Source organism: Pseudomonas donghuensis (assembly GCF_000696345.2).
GTDB lineage: Bacteria > Pseudomonadota > Gammaproteobacteria > Pseudomonadales > Pseudomonadaceae > Aquipseudomonas > Aquipseudomonas donghuensis.
In genome coordinates this window covers 4,750,432-4,775,125 of the sequence record NZ_CP071706.1, presented here as the reverse complement: position 1 = coordinate 4,775,125, position 24,694 = coordinate 4,750,432, and the positions used below count along the sequence as shown (strand labels likewise).

Below are 24,694 nucleotides of genomic sequence, written 5' to 3'. Positions count from 1 at the left end.
TGTAATACCAAAAAAATCTTACTCTTAATAAATCACTTTAAGTTCGCGCTCTATCCATCTGAGTGAGTTTGATTTTTTTCGTCAAAATCCCCTCCGATTTACCCTTTTGCCTTCTCCGTGTGCGCTAAATCTCCGATCTGTAAGGGATTTCCTTATAAGCGCGCCTTGACGGTGTGGTAGGCGGATTCCTATAGTGTGCGCAAGTGGCAGAAAGTGGCATGAAGTGGGTTTTCTGGCACAAAAACGCTAACATTGTGGGGAATCGCAGCCGTGTTCCGCGGAGCCAACGCCATCAACCTCGACGCAAAGGGCCGACTCGCAATGCCGAGCCGGTACCGTGACGAGCTCGATTCGCGTAGTTCCGGGCAGTTGATCGTGACCATCGATGCGGTTGATCCCTGTTTATGCGTGTATCCCCTCGATGAGTGGGAGCTGATTGAAGCCAAGTTGCGCGCCTTGCCGTCATTGCGTGAAGAGAACCGTCGCCTGCAGCGCTTGCTGATCGGCAATGCGGTGGATCTGGAGCTTGATGGCAGCGGGCGTTTCCTGGTGCCGCCGCGTTTGCGCGAGTACGCCAAGCTCGACAAGAAGGCAATGCTGGTGGGGCAACTGAACAAATTTCAGCTGTGGGACGAGGATGCCTGGAACGCGGTTTCGGCAGCCGACCTTGCAGCTATTCAACAACCGGGCGCCATGCCTGATGAACTGCGTGATTTGATCCTGTGACTATAGATAGCGGCTTTAACCACATCACCGTACTGCTTGACGAAGCCGTCGAGGCTCTCGCCGTACGCGCCGATGGCTGCTATCTGGATGGCACCTTCGGGCGCGGCGGGCATAGCCGCTTGATCCTCAGCAAGCTCGGGCCGCAGGGCCGGCTGCTGGGCTTTGACAAAGATCCTCAAGCGATTGCCACCGGGCAAGCGCTGGCGGCCGAAGACGGCCGCTTTGTCATTGTGCAGCGCAGTTTTGCCGAACTCGGCGCCGAAGTCGCCGAACGCGGCCTGGCCGGCAAGGTCAGCGGCATCCTGCTCGACCTGGGCGTGTCGTCGCCACAGCTGGACGATCCTGAGCGCGGCTTCAGTTTCCTCAACGATGGCCCGCTGGACATGCGCATGGACCCGACCCGCGGCGTCAGCGCTGCCGAGTTCATTGCCAGCGCCCCCGAAGAAGAAATCGCCCGGGTCTTCAAGGAATACGGCGAAGAGCGCTTTGCCAAACGCATGGCCCGTGCCGTGGTGCTGCGCCGCGAAGAAACCCCGTTCACCCGTACCGCCGACCTGGCTGAAGTGCTCAAGGTCGCCAACCCGGCCTGGGAAAAGGGCAAGAACCCGGCCACCCGTGCCTTCCAGGGCCTGCGCATTCACGTCAACAACGAACTCGGCGATCTTGAAGCCGGCCTTGAAGCGGCGCTCGATGCGCTGGAGGTCGGCGGGCGCCTGGTGGTGATCAGCTTCCATTCCCTGGAAGACCGCATCGTCAAGCTGTTCATGCGCAAGCTGGTCAAGGGCGAGGCCGACAACCTGCCGCGCAACCTGCCGGTCCAGCACAAGCATTTCGAGCCGAAGATCAAGGTCCACGGCAAGGCCCAGTTCGCCTCCGAGGCCGAGCTCAAGGCCAACCCACGTTCGCGTAGCGCCGTCATGCGCGTTGCCGAGAAGCTGCGGTGAGCCGCTTGTTCGCCAAGCCTTTGCCAGGCGGAAGCTTCCTGATGCTTCTGCTGTTCGTTGCCGTGCTCGTTTCTTCGGTAGCGGTGTCCTACAGCGCGCACTGGAACCGTCAGTTGCTCAACTCCCTGTACGGCGAACTCAACGAGCGCGACAAGGCTCAGGCCGAGTGGGGCCGGCTGATTCTCGAGCAGAGCACCTGGACCGCCCACAGCCGTATCGAGAACCTTGCCAGCGAGCAGCTGAAAATGCGCATCCCGGCGGCTGACGAAGTACGGATGGTGGCGCCATGATGAAGCTTGAAGGCGCACTCTACCCGTGGCGGTTTCGCGTGGTCATCGCCCTGCTGGCGCTGATGGTCGGTGCGATTGCCTGGCGCATCATCGACCTGCAGGTGGTCGACCGTGACTTCCTCAAGGGGCAGGGCGATGCCCGCAGCTTGCGGCATATTCCTATTCCTGCGCACCGCGGGCTGATCACCGACCGTAATGGCGAGCCGCTGGCAGTCAGTACCCCGGTGACCACCCTGTGGGCCAACCCCAAGGAGATGCAGGCTGCCAAGGACCGCTGGCCGGCCCTGGCTGCCGCGCTCAAGCAGAACCCGCAGCAACTGGCAGCGCGCCTGGAGCAACAGGCCAGCAAGGAATTCATCTACCTGGTCCGCGGCCTGACCCCGGAGCAGGGCCAGGTGGTGCTCGATCTTAAAGTCCCCGGTGTCTACGGCATCGAGGAATTCCGCCGTTTCTACCCGGCCGGCGATGTCGCCGCGCACATGGTCGGCTTTACCGACCTCGACGACCACGGTCGCGAAGGGGTGGAGCTGGCCTACGATGAATGGCTGGCCGGCGTGCCCGGCAAGCGACAGGTGATCAAGGACCGGCGCGGCCGGCTGATCAAGGACATCCAGGTAACCAAAAACGCCAAGGCCGGAAAGACCTTGGCGTTGTCGATCGACCTACGCCTGCAATACCTGGCCACCCGCGAACTGCGTAACGCCATCGCCGAACAGGAAGCCAAGGCCGGCAGCCTGGTGATCATGGACGTCAAGACTGGCGAAGTGCTGGCGATGGTCAATCAGCCGACCTACAACCCCAACAACCGTCGCAGCATGTTCCCGGCGGCCATGCGCAACCGGGCGATCATCGACGTGTTCGAGCCAGGCTCGACGGTAAAACCGTTGTCCATGAGTGCCGCCCTGCAGAGCGGACGCTGGAAGCCCACCGACAAGGTCGAGGTGTACCCGGGCACCCTGCAGCTGGGCCGTTACACCATTCGTGACGTATCCAAGAGCGAAGGCCCGATCCTCGACCTGACCGGCATCCTGATCAACTCCAGTAACGTCGGCATGAGCAAGATCGCCTTCGATATCGGTGGCGAATCCATCTACCGCGTCATGTCCCAGCTGGGCCTTGGCCAGTACACCGGCCTTGGCTTCCCTGGCGAGCGCGTCGGCAACCTGCCCAACCACCGCGAGTGGCGCAAGGCCGAGACCGCGACCCTGTCCTATGGCTACGGCCTGTCGGTGACCGCGCTGCAACTGGTGCATGCCTACGCCGCGCTGGCCAACGACGGCAAGATGGTGCCGCTGAGCATCCTCAAGGTCGACAAGACGCCGGAGTCTACCCAGGTGGTGCCCAAGGATGTTGCCGAGACCGTGCAGGGCATGCTCCAGCAGGTGATTGAAGCGCCGCGCGGCGTGTTCCGCGCCCAGGTGCCGTCGTACCACGTTGGCGGCAAATCGGGTACCGCGCGTAAGGCCACCATCGGCTCCAAGGGCTACACCGAAAATGCCTATCGCTCGCTGTTCGCCGGCTTCGGGCCGATGAGCGACCCGCGCTATGCGGTGGTGGTGGTCATCGACGAACCGAGCAAGGGCGGTTACTTCGGCGGCCTGGTATCGGCGCCGGTGTTCAGCAAAGTCATGTCCGGCACCTTGCGCCTGATGAATGTTCCGCCGGACAACCTGCCGCCGGCAACACCACCGCAGCAAGTCAACGTTGCACCAGTCAAGGGAGGACGCGGTTGATGACAATGCCATTGAGCAAGCTTTTTACCCAGGCCAGTCGCGATCCGTCGATCCGCGAGCTGACCCTGGACAGCCGTAACGTGCGCCCGGGCGACCTGTTCCTGGCGGTACCGGGTACGCGCATGGATGGTCGTGAGCACATAGCCGACGCGCTCAGCCGCGGTGCGGCAGCGGTCGCCTACGAAGCCGAAGGCGCCAGCGTGTTGCCGATCACCGACGTGCCGCTGATTCCGGTCAAGGGCCTGGCGGCGCAATTGTCGGACATCGCCGGGCGTTTCTATGGTGAGCCGAGCCGTCTGCTCGACCTGGTGGGCGTCACCGGCACCAACGGCAAGACCAGCGTTACCCAGCTGGTGGCCCAGGCGCTGGACCAGCTCGGTCAGCACTGCGGCCTGATCGGCACCCTGGGTACCGGTTTTTATGGCGCGCTGCAAAACGGCCGCCTGACCACTCCGGACCCGATCGCCGTGCAGGCGACCCTCAACGACCTGAAGAAGGCCGGGGCCAAGGCCGTGGCCATGGAAGTCTCTTCCCATGCCCTGGACCAGGGCCGGGTCGCGGCCCTGGCATTCGACATTGCGGTGATGACCAACCTGTCGCGTGATCACCTCGATTACCACGGCAGCATGCAGTCTTATGAAGACGCCAAGGCGCGCCTGTTTGCCTGGCCGAACCTGCGTTGCCGGGTGGTCAACCTCGATGACGAGTTTGGTCGTCGTCTGGCGGCCGAGCAGGGCGAGTCGCGCCTGATCAGTTACAGCCTCAAGGATCCAGCCGCTTCGTTGTACTGCCGCGAAGCGCATTTTGACGACGATGGCGTGCGCGCCGTGATCGTTACCGCGCAGGGCGAGCACTCCCTGCGCAGCCGCCTGCTCGGGCGCTTCAACCTGAGCAACATGCTGGCGGCGGTCGGCACCTTGCTGGCCCTGGATTACCCGCTGGACGAAATTCTCAAGGTCACCCCGACGCTGGAAGGCCCGGTCGGGCGCATGCAGCGCCTGGGTGGCGGCCTCAAGCCGCTGGTGGTGGTCGATTACGCGCATACTCCCGACGCCCTGGAGCAGGTGCTGCAAGCGCTGCGTCCGCATGCCAAAGGCCAGTTGCTGTGCCTGTTCGGCTGCGGTGGCGACCGCGATCGCGGTAAGCGTGCGCTGATGGCGGAAGTGGCCGAGCGCCTGGCTGACCGCGTCCTGGTCACCGACGACAACCCGCGCAGCGAAGACCCGCAGCAGATCTTCGCCGATATCCGCCCTGGCTTTGCCCAGGCCGATAGCGTCGAGTTCGTTGCCGGTCGCGGCGCGGCCATCGCACAGTTTATCGCCAGCGCCGGCGTTGACGATGTCATCGTCCTGGCTGGCAAGGGGCATGAGGACTATCAGGAAATCAACGGCGAGCGCCACGACTTCTCCGACCTGGTCGAAGCCGAAAAAGCCCTCGCCGTGTGGGAGGCCCCCCATGCTTAAGCCATTGTCCCTCAGCCAGCTGACCGCGCCGCTCAATGGCCGCCTGCACGGCCAGGACGCAACCTTCAATGGCGTCAGCATCGACAGCCGCGCAATCACGGCCGGGCAGCTGTTTGTCGCCCTGGCCGGGCCGCGCTTCGACGGCCACGATTACTTGAACGACGTCGCCGCCAAAGGCGCGGTCGCCGCCCTGGTGCAGCGCGAAGTGCCGGGTAGCAACCTGCCGCAGCTGGTTGTGGCCGATACCCGTCTGGCCCTGGGCCAGTTGGGCGCGCTGAACCGCGCCGCATTCGACAAGCCGGTCGCCGCCATTACCGGTTCCAGTGGCAAGACCACGGTCAAGGAAATGCTCGCCAGCATCCTGCGTACCCGTGGCCCGGTATTGGCCACCCGTGGCAACCTCAATAACGACTTCGGTGCCCCGCTGACCCTGCTCGAACTGACCCCGGAACATACTGCGGCGGTCATCGAGCTGGGCGCCTCGCGCATCGGCGAAATTGCCTACACCGTCGGTCTGACCAAGCCGCAAGTGGCACTGATCAACAACGCCGGTACCGCTCATGTCGGCGAGTTCGGCGGGCCAGAGAAGATTGTCGAAGCCAAGGGCGAGATCCTCGAAGGTCTGGGTCAGGATGGCGTGGCCGTATTGAACCTTGATGACAAGGCCTTCGGCATCTGGAAAAAACGCGCCGGCAATCGCCCATTGCTGACCTTCGCCCTGAACAACGCAAATGCCGACTTCCACGCCAGCAGCATTGCTCACGACCCGCGCGGTTGCCCGTCGTTCGACCTGCACAGCCCGCTGGGCGTGGCGCGGGTCCAGCTCAACCTGCTCGGTACCCACAACGTTGCCAATGCACTGGCCGCCGCCGCTGCCGCGCATGCCTTTGGTCTGACGCTGGATGGCATCGTTCAGGGCCTCAATGCCGTGCAACCGGTCAAGGGCCGCACTGTGGTGCAGATGGCGCCCAACGGTGTGCGGGTAATTGATGACACTTACAACGCAAACCCCACCTCCATGTGCGCTGCCGTTGATATACTCGCCGGCTTTTCCGGCCGCACCGTCCTGGTGCTCGGGGATATCGGCGAATTGGGCCAGTGGGCTGAGGAAGGGCATCGGCAGGTAGGCGAGTACGCCAAAGACAAGGTTTCGGCACTCTATGCGGTGGGCACCAACATGGCCCACGCGGTAGCAGCGTTCGGCGCCAATGCCCGACATTTCGCTAATCAAGCTGACCTGATCGACGCCGTTCGCGCCGCGGAGCAGGCCACCAACACCACTATTTTGATCAAGGGTTCGCGCAGCGCTGCGATGGAGAACGTCGTGGCGGCTTTGTGCGGTTCCAGCGGGGAGAAACATTAATGCTGCTGCTGCTGGCTGAGTATCTGCAACAGTTCTATAAAGGCTTCGCGGTCTTCCAGTACCTGTCCCTGCGCGGGATTCTCGGTGTCCTGACCGCGTTGTCGCTGGCCCTTTGGCTGGGCCCATGGATGATCCGTACCCTGCAGATTCGCCAGATCGGCCAAGCGGTCCGTAACGACGGCCCGCAATCGCACCTGTCCAAATCCGGCACCCCGACCATGGGTGGCGCACTGATTCTCTCGGCTATCGGCATCAGCACTCTGCTGTGGGCCGACCTGACCAACCGCTACGTGTGGGTGGTGCTGATCGTCACCTTGCTGTTCGGCGCCATCGGCTGGGTCGATGACTACCGCAAGGTGATCGAGAAGAACTCGCGCGGCCTGCCCAGCCGCTGGAAGTATTTCTGGCAGTCGGTGTTCGGCCTGGGCGCGGCGATCTTCCTGTACATGACCGCCCCGACCAGCGTCGAAACCACCCTGATCGTGCCGATGCTCAAGGACGTCACCATCCCGCTGGGGATCGGTTTCGTGGTGCTGACCTACTTCGTCATCGTCGGCTCGAGCAACGCGGTCAACCTCACCGACGGCCTTGATGGCCTGGCGATCATGCCGACGGTCATGGTTGGCGGCGCCCTGGGTATCTTCTGCTACCTGTCGGGTAACGTGAAATTCGCCGAATACCTGCTGATCCCTTACGTGCCGGGCGCAGGTGAGCTGATCGTGTTCTGCGGCGCGCTGATCGGTGCCGGCCTGGGCTTTCTGTGGTTCAACACTTACCCGGCCCAGGTGTTCATGGGCGACGTCGGTGCGCTGGCACTGGGTGCGGCACTGGGCACCATCGCCGTGATCGTGCGTCAGGAAATCGTCCTGTTCATCATGGGCGGTGTGTTCGTCATGGAGACCCTGTCGGTGGTGATCCAGGTGGCCTCCTTCAAGTTGACCGGCAAGCGCGTGTTCCGCATGGCGCCGATCCATCACCACTTTGAACTCAAGGGTTGGCCCGAGCCTCGGGTGATCGTCCGCTTCTGGATTATCACCGTGATTCTGGTGCTGATCGGCCTTGCCACCCTGAAACTGAGGTAGAAACGCGTGTCCTTGATCGCTTCTGACCACTTCCGCATCGTTGTCGGCCTCGGCAAGAGCGGCATGTCCCTGGTTCGCTTCCTGGCGAACCGGGGCATTGCCTTTGCGGTTGCCGACACCCGTGAGAACCCGCCGGAACTGGACACCCTGCGCCGCGATTTCCCGCAGGTGGAAGTGCGTTGTGGCGAGCTGGACGTAGAGTTTCTTTGCCGTGCCGACGAACTGTATGTCAGCCCCGGCCTGGCCCTGGCCACGCCTGCGCTGCAGCAGGCCGCTGCCCGTGGCGTGAAGCTGTCGGGCGACATCGAACTGTTCGCCCGCAACGCCAAGGCACCGATCATTGCCATCAGCGGCTCCAACGCGAAAAGCACCGTCACCACCCTGGTCGGCGAAATGGCCGCCGCGGCTGGCAAGCGTGTGGCGGTCGGCGGCAACCTCGGTACCCCGGCGCTGGACTTGCTCAGCGATGATGTCGAGCTGTACGTGATGGAACTGTCGAGCTTCCAGCTGGAAACCACCGACCAGCTCAATGCCGAAGTGGCCACCGTGCTCAACGTCAGCGAAGACCACATGGACCGCTACAGCGGCCTGCCGGCCTATCACCTGGCCAAGCACCGGATTTTCCGTGGCGCGCGGCAGGTGGTGGTCAACCGCCAGGACGCCCTCAGCCGTCCGCTGCTGGCTGAAGGCCAGCCGGTATGGACCTTCGGTCTGAACACTCCCGACTTCAAGGCCTTTGGCCTGCGCGAAGAGAACGGCGAGAAGTACCTGGCCTTCGAGTTCCACAACCTGATGCCGGTACGCGAACTGAAGATTCGCGGTGCCCACAACCAGTCCAATGCCCTGGCGGCCCTGGCCCTGGGCCATGCCGTTGGCCTGCCGATGGATGCCATGCTCTCCAGCCTGCGCAGCTTTGCGGGCCTGGCGCACCGTTGCCAGTGGATTCGCGAGCGCAACGGCGTGAACTGGTATGACGATTCCAAGGCGACCAACGTCGGTGCCGCCCTGGCAGCCATCGAAGGCCTGGGCGCCGATATCGACGGCAAGCTGGTGCTGGTCGCCGGTGGCGACGGCAAAGGTGCCGACTTCAGCGCTTTGACTGCGCCGGTCGCCGCCAATTGCCGCGCCGTCGTGCTGCTGGGGCGCGACGCCGAGCGTCTGGCCGAAGCGCTGGGTGACGGCGTGCCGCTGATCCGGGTGAAAACCCTGGATGAAGCGGTGCAGCAATGCGCCGAACTGGCCCGGCCCGGCGACGCGGTGCTGCTGTCGCCGGCGTGCGCGAGCCTGGATATGTTCAAGAACTTCGAAGAGCGTGGGCGCCTGTTCGCCCAGGCCGTAGGAGGGCTGGCATGATCTTCGGCATCATCAAGCCTTACCCATCGCCGCTGATCAGCGGTCGCGGCATCGACCTTGATTTCGCCATGCTCGCCGGTTGCCTGGCGCTGCTCGGCCTTGGCCTGGTGATGATCACCTCGGCGTCTTCGGAAGTGGCCGCCGCGCAGTCGGGCAACCCGCTGTACCACATGTTCCGCCACCTGGTGTACGTGGCCATCGGCGTCTTTGCCTGCATCGTCACCATGATGGTGCCGATCGCCACCTGGCAGAAGATGGGTTTCACCATGCTGGTTGGCGCCTTCGCGTTGCTGGTGCTGGTACTGGTGCCGGGCATTGGCCGTGAAGTGAACGGTTCGATGCGCTGGATCGGCTTCAGCTTCTTCAACGTCCAGCCCTCGGAGATCGCCAAGGTTTTCGTGGTCATTTATCTCGCCGGCTACCTGGTGCGTCGTCAGCAGGAAGTGCGCGAAAGCTGGATGGGCTTCTTCAAGCCGTTCATCGTGCTGCTGCCCATGGCCGGCCTGCTGCTGATGGAGCCGGACTTCGGTGCCACGGTGGTGATGATGGGCGCGGCGGCGGCGATGCTGTTCCTCGGCGGCGTCGGCCTGTTCCGTTTCAGCCTGATGGTGGTGCTGGCGGTGGCGGCGGTGTTCATCCTGGTCCAGGCCCAGCCCTACCGGATGGCGCGCCTGATCACCTTTACCGACCCCTGGTCGGATCAGTTCGGCTCCGGCTACCAGTTGACCCAGGCGTTGATCGCCTTCGGTCGTGGTGAGTGGCTCGGCGTTGGCCTGGGCAACAGCGTGCAGAAGCAGTTCTACCTGCCCGAAGCGCACACCGACTTCGTTTTCTCGGTACTGGCCGAAGAGCTGGGCGTGGTCGGCTCGCTGATCACTGTGGCGCTGTTCGTGTTCGTCACCGTGCGCGCGCTGTACATCGGCCTGTGGGCAGAAAAAGCCAAACAGTTCTTTGCCGCCTACATGGCCTTCGGCCTGGCGTTCCTGTGGATTGGTCAGTTTTTGATCAATATCGGCGTGAACGTCGGCCTGCTGCCGACCAAGGGCCTGACCCTGCCGTTCCTCAGTTACGGCGGTAGCTCCCTGGTGATCTGCTGTGCCTGCGTCGGTTTGCTGCTGCGCATCGAGTGGGAGAGCCGCACGCACCTGGGCAGTGAAGAACACGAATTCAATGAAAGCGATTTTGCCGAGGAGCCGAATCATGGCCGCTAACGGCAAGAACGTACTGATCATGGCAGGCGGCACCGGGGGCCACGTGTTCCCGGCGCTGGCCTGTGCCCGTGAATTCCAGGCGCGCGGTTACAGCGTGCACTGGCTGGGCACCCCGCGCGGTATCGAAAACGAGCTGGTGCCCCAGGCCGGGCTGCAATTGCACCTGATCCAGGTCACCGGCCTGCGTGGCAAGGGCAAGCTGTCGCTGCTCAAGGCGCCGTTCACCCTGGTCAAGGCGGTGCTGCAGGCGCGGCGGATCATCCGTCAGCTCAAGCCGGTGTGTGTGGTCGGCTTTGGCGGTTACGTGACCGGCCCGGGCGGCGTTGCGGCCCGGCTGTGCGGCGTGCCGGTGGTGATTCACGAGCAGAACGCCCGTGCCGGTACCGCCAATCGGCTACTGGTGCCTTTGGCTGGCCGAGTCTGCGAAGCTTTCCCCGACACCTTCGCGGCGTCGGACAAACTGCGCACCACCGGTAACCCGGTGCGCAGCGAACTGTTCATGGAAACCCTGCGCGAGCCCCTGGGCGTGCGCAAGCCTCGTTTGCTGGTGCTCGGCGGAAGCCTGGGCGCCGAACCGCTGAACAAATTGCTGCCCCAGGCTTTGGCCTTGGTGCCTCAGGAGATTCGTCCCGAGGTATTCCATCAGGCTGGCAAGCAGCATGACCAGATTACCGCCGAGCGTTACCGCGAGGCCGGTGTCGAGGCTCAGGTAGAACCGTTCATCAAGGACATGGCCCACGCCTATGGCTGGGCTGATCTGGTGGTCTGCCGCGCGGGTGCGCTGACTGTCAGCGAGCTGGCTGCGGCCGGCTTGCCTTCGATGCTGGTGCCCTTGCCCCATGCCATCGACGACCACCAGACCCACAACGCCCATTATCTGGCCCGTGAAGGCGCTGCCTTCCTGATGCCACAAGCGACAACTGGCGCAGCGCAACTCGCTGAACGCCTGAACGAGGTGCTGATGCAACCGGAAAAACTCATCACCATGGCCGCCACTGCCCGGCGCCTGGCCAAGCCCGCTGCCACCCGCACCGTGGTCGATATCTGCCTGGAGGTGGCCCATGGTTGAAAGTCAGAAAGCCATCCCGCAACCGGAAATGCGCCGTATCCGCCGCATCCACTTCGTCGGTATCGGCGGCGTGGGCATGTGCGGTATTGCCGAAGTGCTGCTGAACCTGGGTTACCAGGTGTCGGGCTCCGACCTCAAGACCTCGCCGGTCACCGAGCGCCTGGAATCCTTCGGTGCGCAGATCTTTATCGGTCACCGTGCCGAGAACGCCGCCAGCGCCGATGTGCTGGTGGTGTCGAGCGCCATCAATACTGCCAACCCGGAAGTGGCCACGGCGCTTGAGCGACGCATTCCGGTGGTGCCGCGGGCCGAGATGCTCGCCGAGCTGATGCGCTATCGCCATGGCATCGCCGTGGCCGGTACCCATGGCAAGACCACCACCACCAGCCTGCTGGCCTCGGTATTCGCCGCCGGTGGCCTGGACCCGACCTTCGTCATCGGTGGCCGCCTCAATGCCGCCGGCACCAATGCCCAGCTCGGCACCAGCCGCTACCTGATCGCCGAAGCCGATGAAAGTGACGCCAGCTTCCTGCACCTGCAACCGCTGGTGGCCGTGGTCACCAACATCGACGCCGACCACATGGCGACCTACGAAGGCGACTTCAACAAGCTGAAGAAAACCTTCGTCGAGTTCCTGCACAACCTGCCGTTCTATGGCCTGGCGGTGATGTGCCTGGACGACCCGGTGGTGCGCGAGATCCTGCCGCAGGTCAAGCGTCCGACGGTGACCTACGGTTTCAGCGAAGAAGCCGACGTGCGCGCGATCAATGTCCGCCAGTCGGGCATGCAGACCCACTTCACCGTGCTGCGCCGCGATCGCGAGCCGCTGGACGTGTCGGTCAACATGCCGGGCAACCACAACGTGCTCAACGCCCTGGCGACCATCGCCATTGCCACCGACGAGGGCATCAGCGATGAAGCCATCGTCCAGGGCCTCTCGGGGTTCCAGGGGGTAGGGCGGCGCTTCCAGGTCTATGGCGAGCTGCCGGTAGACGGCGGCAGCGTGATGCTGGTCGACGACTACGGCCACCACCCGACCGAAGTCGCGGCGGTGATCAAGGCCGTGCGCGGTGGTTGGCCTGAGCGGCGCCTGGTGATGGTGTACCAGCCGCACCGTTACAGCCGCACCCGCGACCTTTACGACGATTTCGTCCAGGTCCTGGCCGACGCCAACGTGCTGCTGCTGATGGAAGTCTACCCGGCCGGCGAAGAACCGATCCCAGGCGCCGACAGCCGTCAGCTGTGCCACAGCATCCGCCAGCGCGGCCAACTCGACCCGATCTACATCGAGCGCGGCATCGAGCTGGCGCCGCTGGTCAAGCCGCTGTTGCGCGCTGGCGACATCCTGCTGTGCCAGGGTGCCGGTGACATCGGTGGCCTGGCCCCGCAATTACTCAAGAGTCCGTTGTTCGCTGGTGCTGTTGCCAGTCAGGGGAAGTCGAAATGACTGATAACGCATACGCTACATTGCACTCGACCATTGATCCGAAAGCCTTCGGCCGCGTAGCCGTGCTTTACGGCGGCAAGAGCGCCGAGCGCGAGGTTTCGCTGAAGTCCGGCGCCGCGGTTATCGAGGCGCTGAGCGGCGCTGGGGTCGACGTGGTCGCCATCGACGTCGGCGACGACCTGCTCGATCGCCTGCAGCGCGAGAAGATCGACCGCGCCTTCATCATCCTCCACGGCCGTGGCGGTGAAGACGGCAGCATGCAGGGCCTGCTGGAGTGCCTGGGCATTCCTTACACCGGCAGCGGCATCCTCGCTTCGGCGCTGGCCATGGACAAGCTGCGGACCAAACAGGTCTGGCACAGCCTGGGTATTCCGACCCCGCGTCACGCCGTGCTCTCCAGCGAAGTTGACTGTATTTCTGCAGGTGCGGAACTGGGCTTCCCTTTGATCGTCAAACCGGCCCATGAAGGTTCCAGTATCGGTATGGCGAAAGTGAGCAGCGTCGAAGAATTGATCGTTGCCTGGAAGGACGCTGCCACCTACGACTCGCAAGTGTTGGTTGAACAATGGATCAAGGGTCCGGAGTTCACTGTGGCTGTGCTGCGTGGCCAGGTTCTGCCGCCAATCGCCCTGGGCACCCCGCACACGTTCTACGACTACGACGCCAAGTACATCGCCAACGATACCCAGTACCGCATCCCGTGCGGCCTGGACGCGGCCAAGGAACAAGAGCTGATCGACCTGACTGCACGTGCCTGCGACGCCATCGGCATTGCCGGCTGGGGCCGCCTGGACGTGATGCAGGACGAGCAGGGGCGTTTCTGGCTGCTCGAGGTCAACACCGCACCAGGCATGACTGATCACAGCCTGGTCCCGATGGCGGCACGCGCGGCCGGCCTGGACTTCCAGCAGTTGGTGCTGGCGATCCTGGCGGCCAGCGTAGAGGCGCGAGGTTAAGCCCATGCAAGGCGCGATGTTACGTCATCAGCAACCCGCCCCCGGCCGTAACAAGCCGGTGCCGCGTGGTGCCAGCCGGATGGTGGCCAAAGAGCCGCTGTCGGCGCGCCTGCCCAAGGCCAACTTTAGCGTGTTCAAGCGTCTGCTCTGGCCGGTGTTGCTGGTCGCCGCAGGGTTTGCTGCCTACGAGGGTGCCCAGCGCCTGATGCCGTACGCCGACCGGCCGATTACCAAGATCGCCGTGCAGGGTGATCTGAGCTACATCAGCCAGCAGGCGGTGCAGCAACGGATCGCCCCGTACGTGGCGGCAAGCTTCTTCACCGTCGACCTGGCGAGCATGCGTGCGCAGCTGGAGCAGATGCCCTGGATCGCCCACGCCGAAGTGCGCCGGGTGTGGCCGGATGAAGTGGTGATCCGCCTGGAAGAACAGTTGCCAGTGGCGCGCTGGGGCGACGAAGCCTTGCTCAATAACCAGGGCCAGGCCTTCACCCCGCGCGAACTGGCCAACTATGAGCACCTGCCGCAGCTGTTCGGGCCGCAGCGGGCGCAGCAAAAAGTAATGCAGCAATATCAGGTACTGAGCCAGATGTTGCGGCCGATGGGCTTTTCGATTGCCCGGCTGGAGTTGCGCGAGCGCGGCAGCTGGTTCCTGACCACCGGTGCCGGTAGCGCCGGGCCAGGTATCGAACTGCTGCTGGGACGCGATCATCTGGTGGAAAAGATGCGCCGTTTCATTGCCATTTACGACAAGACACTCAAAGAACAGATCACGAACATCGCCCGCATCGATCTGCGTTACGCCAATGGCCTGGCCGTTGGCTGGCGGGAACCGATTGCACCGACGACGGCCCAACCCGCCGTTGCGAAGAATTAGAGAGAGGCAGGACCCATGGCAAATGCGCATAGCGGCAAAATGATCGTCGGGCTGGATATCGGCACCTCCAAGGTTGTGGCCCTGGTGGGCGAAGTCGCCGCCGACGGCACCCTGGAAATCGTCGGTATCGGCACTCACCCATCGCGCGGGCTGAAGAAGGGCGTGGTGGTCAATATCGAGTCCACCGTGCAGTCGATCCAGCGCGCGGTCGAAGAGGCCCAGCTGATGGCGGGCTGCCGGATTCACTCGGCGTTCGTCGGTGTTGCCGGCAATCACATCCGCAGCCTGAACTCCCACGGCATCGTCGCCATCCGTGATCGCGAAGTCAGCGCGGCGGACCTGGAGCGCGTGCTCGACGCCGCCCAGGCCGTGGCCATCCCGGCCGATCAGCGGGTCCTGCACACCCTGCCGCAGGACTACGTGATCGACAACCAGGAAGGCGTGCGCGAGCCGCTGGGCATGTCCGGCGTGCGTCTGGAAGCCAAGGTCCACGTGGTCACCTGCGCCGTCAATGCCGCGCAGAACATCGAGAAGTGCGTGCGTCGCTGCGGCCTGGAAATCGACGACATCATCCTTGAGCAACTGGCTTCGGCCTACTCGGTCCTGACCGATGACGAGAAAGAACTGGGCGTATGCCTGGTCGACATCGGCGGCGGCACCACCGACATCGCCATCTTCACCGAAGGCGCGATCCGTCATACCGCGGTGATCCCGATTGCCGGCGACCAGGTGACCAACGACATCGCCATGGCCCTGCGTACGCCGACCCAGTACGCCGAAGAGATCAAGATCCGTTACGCCTGCGCCCTGGCCAAGCTGGCCGGTGCCGGTGAAACCATCAAGGTGCCGAGCGTCGGCGACCGTCCGCCGCGCGAACTGTCGCGCCAGGCCCTGGCCGAAGTGGTCGAGCCGCGTTACGACGAGCTCTTCACCCTGATTCAGGCCGAACTGCGTCGCAGCGGCTACGAAGACCTGGTACCGGCGGGCATCGTCCTGACCGGCGGTACCTCGAAAATGGAAGGCGCGGTGGAACTTGCCGAGGAAATCTTCCACATGCCGGTACGCCTGGGCGTGCCGCACAGTGTTCGCGGCCTTAGCGATGTGGTGCGCAATCCGATCTATTCCACCGGTGTGGGCCTTTTGACCTACGGCCTGCAGAAGCAGTCCGACGGCTTGACCCTGACCGGTATCAGCAGCAGCAACAACGGCTATGGCGATGAACCGAAGGCTCCAGCGTTTGAACGCTTCAAACGTTGGGTCCAGGGCAACTTTTAAAGTTTCAAAGCAGTAGTAGTAGGCGCAAAAAACTAGAGAACTGTAAGGAGAGGGAAAATGTTCGAGCTCGTAGACAACGTCCCGCAAAGTCCGGTCATCAAAGTGATCGGTGTCGGTGGCGGCGGCGGCAACGCCGTCAATCACATGGTCAAGAGCAACATCGAAGGCGTCGAGTTCATCTGCGCCAACACCGATGCTCAAGCGCTGAAAAACATCGGCGCGCGTACCATCTTGCAACTGGGTACCGGCGTCACCAAAGGCCTGGGTGCCGGTGCCAATCCGGAAGTCGGCCGTCAGGCCGCGCTGGAAGACCGTGAGCGTATCGCCGAAGTGCTGCAAGGCACCAACATGGTGTTCATCACCACCGGCATGGGCGGCGGTACCGGTACCGGTGCGGCGCCAATCATCGCCGAAGTGGCGAAAGAGCTGGGCATCCTCACGGTTGCCGTGGTCACGCGTCCGTTCCCGTTCGAAGGCCGCAAGCGCATGCAGATTGCCGACGAGGGCATCCGTGCACTGGCTGACAGTGTCGACTCGCTGATCACCATCCCCAACGAGAAGCTGCTGACCATTCTCGGCAAGGACGCCAGCCTGCTGTCGGCTTTCGCCAAGGCTGACGACGTACTGGCCGGTGCCGTTCGCGGTATCTCCGACATCATCAAGCGTCCGGGCATGATCAACGTCGACTTCGCCGACGTGCGTACCGTGATGAGCGAGATGGGCATGGCCATGATGGGTACCGGCTGCGCCAGCGGTCCTAACCGTGCACGTGAAGCGACCGAGGCAGCCATCCGCAACCCGCTGCTCGAAGACGTCAACCTGCAGGGCGCCCGCGGCATCCTGGTCAACATCACTGCAGGTCCTGACCTGTCGCTGGGCGAATACTCGGACGTCGGTAGCATCATCGAAGCCTTCGCTTCCGATCACGCCATGGTCAAGGTCGGTACCGTTATCGATCCTGACATGCGCGACGAGCTGCACGTTACCGTGGTTGCCACTGGCCTGGGTGCGAAAATCGAGAAGCCGGTCAAGGTTATCGACAACACCATGCAGGCCGCTGCGGCGCAAACCCCGGCACCGGCGCCTGTGCGCAACGAGCAGTCTTCGGTGAACTACCGTGACCTGGAGCGTCCGACCGTGATGCGCAACCAGGCTCACGCCGGTGCTGCCGCTGCTGCAAAACTTAATCCGCAAGACGATCTGGACTACCTGGACATCCCGGCATTCCTGCGTCGTCAGGCCGATTAATGAAATTTATCAGGGGTATAAGGGTGATTGGTGTTCAGCAAAGGCCGGGTCTGGTATTATCCTCAGCCTTTGTTGATACCAGTTCGCAATTTGCGCTGAAGCGGCCAATGCCATGATTAAACAACGCACCCTGAAGAATATTATCCGTGCCACAGGTGTCGGCCTGCACTCCGGGGAAAAGGTTTACCTGACCCTCAAACCTGCACCTGTGGATACCGGCATCGTATTTCGCCGTGCCGACCTCGACCCCGTGGTGGAAATTCCCGCCCGTGCGGCCAACGTCGGCGAGACCACCATGTCGACGACACTGGTCAATGGCGATACCAAGGTAGACACGGTTGAGCACTTGCTCTCGGCCATGGCTGGCCTGGGCATCGATAACGCCTACGTCGAGCTCTCCGCGTCCGAAGTGCCGATCATGGACGGTAGCGCAGGACCCTTTGTATTCCTGATTCAATCTGCCGGCCTGGAAGAACAGGACGCAGCCAAGAAGTTCATCCGCATCCTGCGCGAAGTGACAGTGGAAGACGGCGACAAGCGCGCCACTTTCCTGCCGTTCGACGGGTTCAAGGTGAGTTTCGAGATCGATTTCGATCACCCGGTGTTCCGCAACCGGACTCAAAGTGCCAGCGTGGACTTTTCCAGCACCTCGTTCGTGAAGGAAGTCAGCCGCGCCCGTACCTTCGGGTTCATGAGTGACATCGAGTACCTGCGCAAGCACAACCTCGCACTCGGTGGCAGTGTGGAAAACGCCATCGTGGTCGACAAGGACGGCGTGCTCAACGAAGACGGTCTTCGCTACGAAGACGAATTCGTCAAGCACAAGATCCTCGACGCCATCGGCGACCTCTACCTGCTGGGCAACAGCCTGATCGGCGAGTTCAAGGGCTACAAGTCCGGACACGCGCTGAACAACCAGCTGCTGCGCAAGCTGATCGAGGAAAAAGACGCCTGGGAAGTGGTGACTTTCGAAGATGCCAGCACGGCACCGATCTCTTACATGCGTCCAGTTGCGGCAGTGTAAGTACGAACACTCTCTTCTTTAGTTTTTTTCGGCCACCTTCGGGTGGCCTTTTTTATGCCTGGTTTTTGTGTGGGAGCCGGTCTTGCCGGCGATGGGCTGCGCAGCAGCCCCATGCACGGAATATCAGCCGTCCGCCGCATCCTTGTCCCGCGCATGACTGGCCAACCGCTCCAGCGCCGCCCGCAGCTTGGGATCGCTGATGCCTTCAGCGGTCGCCTGAATGCTCTCGGCCGCCCGGCTCGACAAGTCTGCGGTGTGCCCGACTGCCCGGCTCTGGGTGGTCGGTGGCTGCACCTTGAACAGGATCCGGGTCAGGCTGGCAAAGGCTTCGAGTGTCTGCAACTGGCGCTGCAGGCGTTTTTGCTGGTAGCGCAGGCGGGTGGCCCAGTGGCCGTCGGTGACGATCAGCAGCAGCGTGCCCTCGCGCCAGGAGGCGATATGGCAATGTTCGCGGGCCGCCGGCTGCAGCTGGCTGTCGAGCAGCTTCTGCAGTTGCGCCAGGCGCTGGGCCTGGCTGAACAGGGCTTTGAGCGGCCGGGCTTCGCGCAGAAGAACAGCGGGGGCGCGGGCTGGCGAGGGGCGAAAAGCCATGAAGGGACACCTGAAGTTACAGAGCTGCCATCTTAGCAGATCGCCCGTGCCAGGCCTTGTTTGGGCTGCGAGGGTAAAACTTCATGTTGCAATGGGTTGAAGTTGGCGAAAAAGGCCTTATTTTAACCAGGCCCCGTCAAAGCGCTGTGCCAGCATCGTGGAAATCCGCCACTTTCCTCACCATCGTTTCCGGGTAGAATGCTCGTTCGCATGCGGCCATAAGGGCTGCACGGGCGACTTACGGGGCCGCCCTCCATCCCCACGTGTGGAAGATCCTGCCGATATGTTTGCGCCTTTGTTAAAAAAACTTTTTGGAAGCAAGAACGAGCGTGAAGTCAAACGCATGCTCAAGACGGTACAGATCGTCAATGCCTTCGAAGAGCAGATGGTGGCCCTCTCGGATGAGCAGCTGCGCGCCAAGACCGCAGAGTTCAAAGAGCGCCTGGCCAAAGGCGAGACCCTCGACCAGCTGTTGCCTGAAGCCTTCGCGGTCGCCCGTGAAGCGGGCAAGCGGGTCATGGGCATGCGTCACTTCGATGTGCAGCTGATCGGCGGCATGACCTTGCACGAAGGCATGATCGCAGAAATGCGTACCGGTGAAGGCAAGACCTTGGTCGCAACCCTGGGCGTATACCTCAATGCCCTGTCGGGCAAAGGCGTGCACGTGGTCACGGTGAACGACTACCTGGCCCGCCGCGACGCCAACTGGATGCGTCCACTGTACGAATTCCTCGGCCTGAGCGTCGGTGTCGTCACACCGTTCCAGCCGCCGGAAGAGAAGCGCATCGCCTATGCCGCCGACATCACCTACGGCACCAACAACGAATTCGGGTTCGACTACCTGCGCGACAACATGGCGTTCAGCATGGAAGAGAAATTCCAGCGTGAGCTGAATTTCGCCGTGATCGACGAAGTCGACTCCATCCTGATCGACGAAGCGCGCACCCCGCTGATCATCTCCGGCCAGGCCGAAGACAGCTCCAAGCTGTACATCGAGATCAACAAACTGATCCCGCGCCTCAAGCAGCACATCGAGGAAGTCGAGGGCCAGGTTACCCAGGAAGGCCACTACAGCATCGACGAGAAGAGCCGCCAGGTTGAACTCAACGAAGCCGGTCACCAGTTCATCGAAGAGATGCTCACCCAGGTCGGCCTGCTGGCCGAGGGCGAGAGCCTCTATTCGGCACACAACCTGGGCCTGCTGACCCACGTCTACGCCGGCCTGCGTGCGCACAAGCTGTTCCATCGCAACGTCGAGTACATCGTCCAGGACGGCCAGATCCTGCTGATCGACGAGCACACCGGCCGTACCATGCCGGGCCGCCGTCTGTCCGAAGGCCTGCACCAGGCGATCGAAGCGAAAGAGAACCTGAACATCCAGGCCGAGAGCCAGACCCTGGCCTCGACCACCTTCCAGAACTACTTCCGCCTGTACAACAAGCTGTCCGGCATGACCGGTACCGCCGACACCGAGGCCTTCGAGTTCGCCCAGATCTATAACCTCAACGTTATGGTCATCCCGCCGAACAAGCCACTGGCGCGCAAGGACTACAACGACCTGGTGTACCTGACCGCGGAAGAGAAGTACGCCGCGATCATCGCTGACATCAAGGAAAGCATGACCCAGGGCCGTCCGGTGCTGGTGGGTACCGCTACCATCGAGACCTCCGAGCACATGTCCAACCTGCTCAAGCAGGAAGGCATCGATCACAAGGTCCTCAACGCCAAGTACCACGAGAAAGAAGCCGAGATCATTGCCCAGGCCGGTCGCCCGGGTGCGCTGACCATCGCCACCAACATGGCCGGTCGCGGTACCGACATCCTCCTGGGCGGTAACTGGGAAGTCGAAGTCGCCGCCATGGAAAACGCGACGCCTGAGCAGGTCGCGCAGATCAAGGCCGACTGGCAGAAGCGTCACCAACAGGTGATCGAGTCCGGTGGCCTGCACGTGATCGCCTCCGAGCGTCACGAATCGCGCCGTATCGACAACCAGCTGCGTGGCCGTTCCGGCCGTCAGGGCGACCCGGGTTCGAGCCGCTTCTACCTGTCGCTGGAAGACAGCCTGATGCGTATCTTCGCCTCCGACCGGGTGAAGAACTTCATGAAGGCGCTGGGCATGCAGTCCGGTGAAGCCATCGAGCATCGGATGGTCACCAACGCCATCGAAAAGGCCCAGCGCAAGGTCGAAGGCCGCAACTTCGACATTCGCAAGCAGCTGCTCGAATTCGACGACGTCGCCAACGAGCAACGTAAAGTCATCTACCACATGCGTAACAGCCTGCTGGCAGCCGACAACATTGGCGATACCATCGCCGACTTCCGCGAGGAAGTGCTCGACGCCACCGTCGCCCTGCACATTCCGCCGCAGTCGCTGCCCGAACAGTGGGACGTGGCCGGCCTGGAAGCGGCACTGGCCAGCGATTTCGGGGTCAAGCTGCCGATTCAGCAATGGCTCGACGAAGACGACCACCTGTACGAAGAAACCCTGCGTGCCAAGCTGATGGCCGAGCTGCTGGCGGCCTACAACGAGAAGGAAGAACAGGCCAGCGCCGAAGCGCTGCGCACCTTCGAGAAGCAGATCCTGCTGCGCGTACTCGACGACCTGTGGAAAGACCACCTGTCGACCATGGACCACCTGCGTCACGGTATCCACCTGCGCGGTTATGCGCAGAAGAACCCGAAGCAGGAGTACAAGCGCGAGTCGTTCAACCTGTTCCAAGAGCTGCTCGATTCGATCAAGCGCGATACCATCCGCGTGCTCTCGCACGTTCAGGTGCGCCGCGAAGATCCGGTCGAGGAAGAAGCCCGTCTGCGCCGCGAAGCCGAAGAACTGGCCGCACGCATGCAGTTCCAGCACGCCGAGGCTCCGGGCCTGGAAGCTGAACCGCAGGAAGAGGGCGCTGACGTTGCCGTGGCCACCGCGCCCGTGCGCAACGAGCAGAAACTGGGCCGCAACGAGCCATGCTGGTGCGGTTCGGGCAAGAAGTTCAAGCAGTGCCACGGCAAGATCGACTGATCACACCGTCGTTGCACCCCGCTGACATCTGAACACCGCGCCGCGACTGGTCCTGACCGTCGCGGCGTTGTTCCATCTCAAGCGCCGGTTATCTTGATCCGACGCATTTTTTCTAGGAGCGCTTTCATGGCTGTTGGTCTTGGTCCTTTGCCAACGTTGCACCCGGTTCCAGGTTTTGAACTCGGCATTGCCTCTGCGGGCATCAAGCGCCCTGGGCGCAAGGACGTGGTGGTAATGCGCTGCGCCGAAGGCTCCAGCGTTGCCGGCGTGTTCACCCTGAACGCTTTCTGCGCCGCCCCGGTGATCCTCGCCAAGCAGCGCGTGCAGGGCAGCGTGCGCTACCTGCTGACCAACACTGGCAATGCCAACGCCGGCACCGGTGCCCCGGGCCTGGCCGCGGCCGAGCGCACCTGCGCGAAGCTCGCCGAGCTGACCGGCGTTGACGCCAGTGCCGTGCTGCCGTTTTCCACCGGCGTGATCGGTGAGCCACTGCCGGTCGAGAAGATCGAAGGCGCCCTGCAGGCAGCCCTTGATGACCTGTCGGAAAACAACTGGGCCGCTGCCGCCACCGGCATCATGACCACCGATACCCTGCCCAAAGGTGCCAGCCGTCAGTTCCAGCATGACGGCGTGACCATTACCGTCACCGGTATCAGCAAGGGTGCGGGGATGATCCGCCCGAACATGGCGACCATGCTAGGCTATATCGCCACCGACGCCAAGGTGGCCCCGGCGGTGCTCAAGGACCTGATCCTCGACGGCGCCAACAAGTCGTTCAACCGCATCACCATCGACGGCGATACCTCGACCAACGACTGCTGCATGCTGATTGCCACCGGCAAGGCCGATGTCGCCGAAGTCACCGAAGCCAGCGGCCCATTGTTCGACGCGCTGAAAAAGGCCGTGTTCGAAGTGTGCATGGAGGTGGCCCAGGCCATCGTCCGTGACGGCGAAGGCGCGACCAAGTTCGTCACCGTTGAAGTCAACGGCGGCGGCAACCCCCAGGAGTGCCTGGACGTCGGCTATGCCGTGGCCCACTCGCCGCTGATCAAGACCGCCCTGTTCGCCTCCGACCCGAACTGGGGCCGTATCCTTGCCGCCGTCGGCCGTGCCGGCGTGCCGGACCTGGACGTCAGCCTGATCGACGTTTACCTGGGTGATGTGTGCATCGCCAGCAAGGGCGGGCGCAGCGCCAGCTACACCGAAGCCCAGGGTTCGGCAGTCATGGCCAAGGAAGAGATCACCATCCGTATCGAGCTGGGCCGTGGCCAGTGCAGCGAAACCATCTGGACCACTGACCTGTCCCACGAGTACGTGAAAATCAACGCCGAATACCGTACCTGACCGACTGCAATACCGGCTCCCACAATGCCTGTGGGAGCTGGCTTGCCAGCGATAAGGTCCGCAGGACCTTTTCTCCACTCCATCTGGAGCCGAACCATGAGCTATCACCTGATCATCGGCGACAAGCTGTATTCCTCCTGGTCGCTGCGCGCCGCCCTGGCCCTTGAGCTGGCCGGTGTTTCCTATGAAGAAACCCTGATCAAACTCAACCAGCCCGATACCCGCCAGCGTCTGCTCGAGCATTCGCCCACCGCCAAGGTGCCACTGCTCAAGAGCGAGCATGGTGTGATCGCCGACTCCCTGGCGATCGCCGAGTACCTGGCAGAGCGTCACCCCGAAGCCAATCTCTGGCCAACCGACATCGCTGCCCGGGCCCAGGCCCGTTCGGCCTGCGCGCAGATGCACAGCGGTTTTTTTGCCCTGCGCGGCAACATGCCGTTCGATCTGTCCCGGGATCAAGCGCTGGAAACCGTGCCGCTGGACGTACAAGTCGATATCGACCGTATCGTCGCGCTCTGGTCCGAATGCCGCCTGGCAGCCAAAGAGGCTGGCCCGTACCTGTTCGGCAGGGTGAGCCTGGCCGACGCCTTCTTCGCCCCGGTCGCGGTGCGCTTGCGCACCTACCGGGTTGAAGTGCCGGCGGAAGCGGCGGCCTATATCGAAACCATCTACCAATGGCCAGCCTTCCAGGCCTGGCAAAAGGCCGGCTTGGCGGAGCGTGAAGGGTGAAGCGTGTGCATGTAGCCGCTGCGGTCATTCGCGGCAGCGACGGGCGTATTCTGATTGCCCGCCGCGCTGACAGCCAGCATCAGGGCGGTCTGTGGGAGTTTCCGGGTGGCAAGGTCGAAGACGGCGAAGCGGTCGAGCTGGCCCTGGCGCGTGAGCTGCAGGAAGAGCTGGGCATCGTCGTCACTGCGGCGCGTCCGCTGATCAAGGTCAAGCATGATTATCCGGACAAGCAAGTGCTGCTGGATGTCTGGGAGGTCAACGGCTTTACCGGCGAGCCCCATGGTGCCGAAGGCCAGCCCTTGGCCTGGGTGACCGCGCGGGAACTGCCGCAGTACGACTTCCCCGAGGCCAACCAGCCGATCGTTGCCGCTGCGCGCTTGCCGGCTGAATACCTGATCACCCCCGAGGGCCTGGAAGTCCCGCAGATGCTGCGTGGCATTCAGAAGGCCATTGCCGGTGGAATCAAACTGGTACAACTGCGTGCACCGAACATGTACGACCCCAAGTACCGCGATGTGGCGGTGGATGCGGTGGGGCTGTGTGCGGGCAAGGCGCAGTTGATGCTCAAGGGCCCGCTGGAGTGGCTGGGAGACTTCCCGGCGGCCGGTTGGCACCTGACCTCCGAGCAGTTGCGCAAGTACGCCAGCAACGGCCGGCCGTTCCCCAAGGAACGCTGGCTAGCGGCGTCCTGCCATAACGCTGAAGAGCTGGCGTTGGCCGAGCAGATGGGCGTGGACTTCGTCACCCTGTCGCCGGTGCAGGCAACCCAGACTCATCCGCACGCCGTGCCGTTGGGGTGGGAGCAGGCGCAGCAACTGATCGAGGGTTTCAGCAAACCGGTGTATTTGCTCGGTGGCGTGGGTGCTGCCGAGCGCGACAAGGCCTGGCTGCATGGGGCCCAGGGTGTGGCGGGGATCCGCGCGTTCTGGCCTGAGCTCTGAACTGATCGCGGGGCT

Annotated in this window: 21 protein-coding genes; 20 read left to right on the top strand and 1 reads right to left on the bottom strand. The window is 62.9% G+C overall.

What is annotated here, in order from left to right; genetic code table 11:
- The first annotated feature begins 270 nt into the window (after nucleotides 1-270).
- From mraZ to lpxC, 16 genes are all read left to right on the top strand, one after another.
- Nucleotides 271-726: a division/cell wall cluster transcriptional repressor MraZ gene (mraZ, locus tag BV82_RS22140; RefSeq protein WP_010220775.1), complete on the top strand. Its 456-nt coding sequence runs from the start codon at nucleotides 271-273 to the stop codon at nucleotides 724-726.
- Nucleotides 723-1,670 carry a 16S rRNA (cytosine(1402)-N(4))-methyltransferase RsmH gene (rsmH, locus tag BV82_RS22135; protein ID WP_010220777.1) on the top strand — a complete coding sequence of 316 codons (948 nt, stop codon included), beginning with the start codon at nucleotides 723-725 and terminating at the stop codon, nucleotides 1,668-1,670. The genes mraZ and rsmH overlap by 4 nt, the downstream gene beginning before the upstream one ends.
- Nucleotides 1,667-1,960: a cell division protein FtsL gene (gene ftsL, locus BV82_RS22130; RefSeq protein ID WP_036996796.1), complete on the top strand. Its 294-nt coding sequence runs from the start codon at nucleotides 1,667-1,669 to the stop codon at nucleotides 1,958-1,960. The genes rsmH and ftsL overlap by 4 nt, the downstream gene beginning before the upstream one ends.
- Complete coding sequence (locus BV82_RS22125) at nucleotides 1,960-3,693, top strand: peptidoglycan D,D-transpeptidase FtsI family protein (RefSeq protein ID WP_162472686.1); 1,734 nt, start codon at nucleotides 1,960-1,962, stop codon at nucleotides 3,691-3,693. The genes ftsL and BV82_RS22125 overlap by 1 nt, the downstream gene beginning before the upstream one ends.
- Nucleotides 3,693-5,156, top strand: a complete 1,464-nt coding sequence (locus BV82_RS22120; protein WP_036996794.1) for a UDP-N-acetylmuramoyl-L-alanyl-D-glutamate--2,6-diaminopimelate ligase — start codon at nucleotides 3,693-3,695, stop codon at nucleotides 5,154-5,156. Before BV82_RS22125 ends, BV82_RS22120 begins: the two co-directional genes overlap by 1 nt.
- Nucleotides 5,149-6,519, top strand: a complete 1,371-nt coding sequence (locus BV82_RS22115) for a UDP-N-acetylmuramoyl-tripeptide--D-alanyl-D-alanine ligase (RefSeq protein ID WP_036996793.1) — start codon at nucleotides 5,149-5,151, stop codon at nucleotides 6,517-6,519. Before BV82_RS22120 ends, BV82_RS22115 begins: the two co-directional genes overlap by 8 nt.
- On the top strand, nucleotides 6,519-7,601 hold the full coding sequence (mraY, locus tag BV82_RS22110; RefSeq protein WP_036996790.1) for a phospho-N-acetylmuramoyl-pentapeptide-transferase: 1,083 nt from the start codon (nucleotides 6,519-6,521) through the stop codon (nucleotides 7,599-7,601). The genes BV82_RS22115 and mraY overlap by 1 nt, the downstream gene beginning before the upstream one ends.
- A gap of 6 nt (nucleotides 7,602-7,607) precedes the next feature.
- Nucleotides 7,608-8,954 carry a UDP-N-acetylmuramoyl-L-alanine--D-glutamate ligase gene (gene murD / locus BV82_RS22105; RefSeq protein WP_010220784.1) on the top strand — a complete coding sequence of 449 codons (1,347 nt, stop codon included), beginning with the start codon at nucleotides 7,608-7,610 and terminating at the stop codon, nucleotides 8,952-8,954.
- The gene (gene ftsW / locus BV82_RS22100) at nucleotides 8,951-10,165 is read left to right on the top strand and encodes a putative lipid II flippase FtsW (RefSeq protein ID WP_010220786.1); all 1,215 of its coding nucleotides are present in this window, start codon (nucleotides 8,951-8,953) and stop codon (nucleotides 10,163-10,165) included. Before murD ends, ftsW begins: the two co-directional genes overlap by 4 nt.
- Nucleotides 10,155-11,234: an undecaprenyldiphospho-muramoylpentapeptide beta-N-acetylglucosaminyltransferase gene (gene murG, locus BV82_RS22095; RefSeq protein ID WP_036996788.1), complete on the top strand. Its 1,080-nt coding sequence runs from the start codon at nucleotides 10,155-10,157 to the stop codon at nucleotides 11,232-11,234. The genes ftsW and murG overlap by 11 nt, the downstream gene beginning before the upstream one ends.
- Nucleotides 11,227-12,681 carry a UDP-N-acetylmuramate--L-alanine ligase gene (gene murC / locus BV82_RS22090; protein WP_010220790.1) on the top strand — a complete coding sequence of 485 codons (1,455 nt, stop codon included), beginning with the start codon at nucleotides 11,227-11,229 and terminating at the stop codon, nucleotides 12,679-12,681. The genes murG and murC overlap by 8 nt, the downstream gene beginning before the upstream one ends.
- Entirely contained in the window at nucleotides 12,678-13,637 is a 960-nt protein-coding gene (locus tag BV82_RS22085) for a D-alanine--D-alanine ligase (RefSeq protein ID WP_036996786.1), read from the top strand. Before murC ends, BV82_RS22085 begins: the two co-directional genes overlap by 4 nt.
- A gap of 4 nt (nucleotides 13,638-13,641) precedes the next feature.
- Nucleotides 13,642-14,511: a cell division protein FtsQ/DivIB gene (locus BV82_RS22080; RefSeq protein WP_010220792.1), complete on the top strand. Its 870-nt coding sequence runs from the start codon at nucleotides 13,642-13,644 to the stop codon at nucleotides 14,509-14,511.
- A 15-nt stretch (nucleotides 14,512-14,526) separates the two neighbouring features.
- Nucleotides 14,527-15,786 carry a cell division protein FtsA gene (gene ftsA / locus BV82_RS22075; RefSeq protein WP_010220793.1) on the top strand — a complete coding sequence of 420 codons (1,260 nt, stop codon included), beginning with the start codon at nucleotides 14,527-14,529 and terminating at the stop codon, nucleotides 15,784-15,786.
- 57 nt (nucleotides 15,787-15,843) lie between these two features.
- On the top strand, nucleotides 15,844-17,034 hold the full coding sequence (ftsZ, locus tag BV82_RS22070; protein ID WP_010220794.1) for a cell division protein FtsZ: 1,191 nt from the start codon (nucleotides 15,844-15,846) through the stop codon (nucleotides 17,032-17,034).
- 112 nt (nucleotides 17,035-17,146) lie between these two features.
- Nucleotides 17,147-18,058, top strand: coding sequence for a UDP-3-O-acyl-N-acetylglucosamine deacetylase (gene lpxC, locus BV82_RS22065; RefSeq protein WP_010220795.1), 912 nt, complete (start codon nucleotides 17,147-17,149; stop codon nucleotides 18,056-18,058).
- 123 nt (nucleotides 18,059-18,181) lie between these two features.
- Here lpxC and BV82_RS22060 read toward each other — a convergent pair whose 3' ends face one another.
- Complete coding sequence (locus BV82_RS22060) at nucleotides 18,182-18,649, bottom strand: DUF721 domain-containing protein (RefSeq protein ID WP_010220796.1); 468 nt, start codon at nucleotides 18,647-18,649, stop codon at nucleotides 18,182-18,184.
- A 283-nt stretch (nucleotides 18,650-18,932) separates the two neighbouring features.
- Here BV82_RS22060 and secA point away from each other — a divergent pair, with 283 nt between their 5' ends.
- The 4 genes from secA to BV82_RS22040 all read left to right on the top strand — a co-directional run bounded on the left by secA (nucleotide 18,933) and on the right by BV82_RS22040 (nucleotide 24,679).
- Nucleotides 18,933-21,665, top strand: a complete 2,733-nt coding sequence (gene secA / locus BV82_RS22055; protein ID WP_010220798.1) for a preprotein translocase subunit SecA — start codon at nucleotides 18,933-18,935, stop codon at nucleotides 21,663-21,665.
- 126 nt (nucleotides 21,666-21,791) lie between these two features.
- The gene (gene argJ / locus BV82_RS22050) at nucleotides 21,792-23,009 is read left to right on the top strand and encodes a bifunctional glutamate N-acetyltransferase/amino-acid acetyltransferase ArgJ (RefSeq protein ID WP_036996784.1); all 1,218 of its coding nucleotides are present in this window, start codon (nucleotides 21,792-21,794) and stop codon (nucleotides 23,007-23,009) included.
- Nucleotides 23,010-23,105: 96 nt separating this feature from the next.
- A complete protein-coding gene (locus tag BV82_RS22045) occupies nucleotides 23,106-23,738 on the top strand; it encodes a glutathione S-transferase (protein ID WP_010220800.1) in 633 nt (210 codons plus the stop codon).
- The gene (locus tag BV82_RS22040; protein ID WP_010220802.1) at nucleotides 23,735-24,679 is read left to right on the top strand and encodes a Nudix family hydrolase; all 945 of its coding nucleotides are present in this window, start codon (nucleotides 23,735-23,737) and stop codon (nucleotides 24,677-24,679) included. Before BV82_RS22045 ends, BV82_RS22040 begins: the two co-directional genes overlap by 4 nt.
- Nucleotides 24,680-24,694 lie beyond the last annotated feature (15 nt).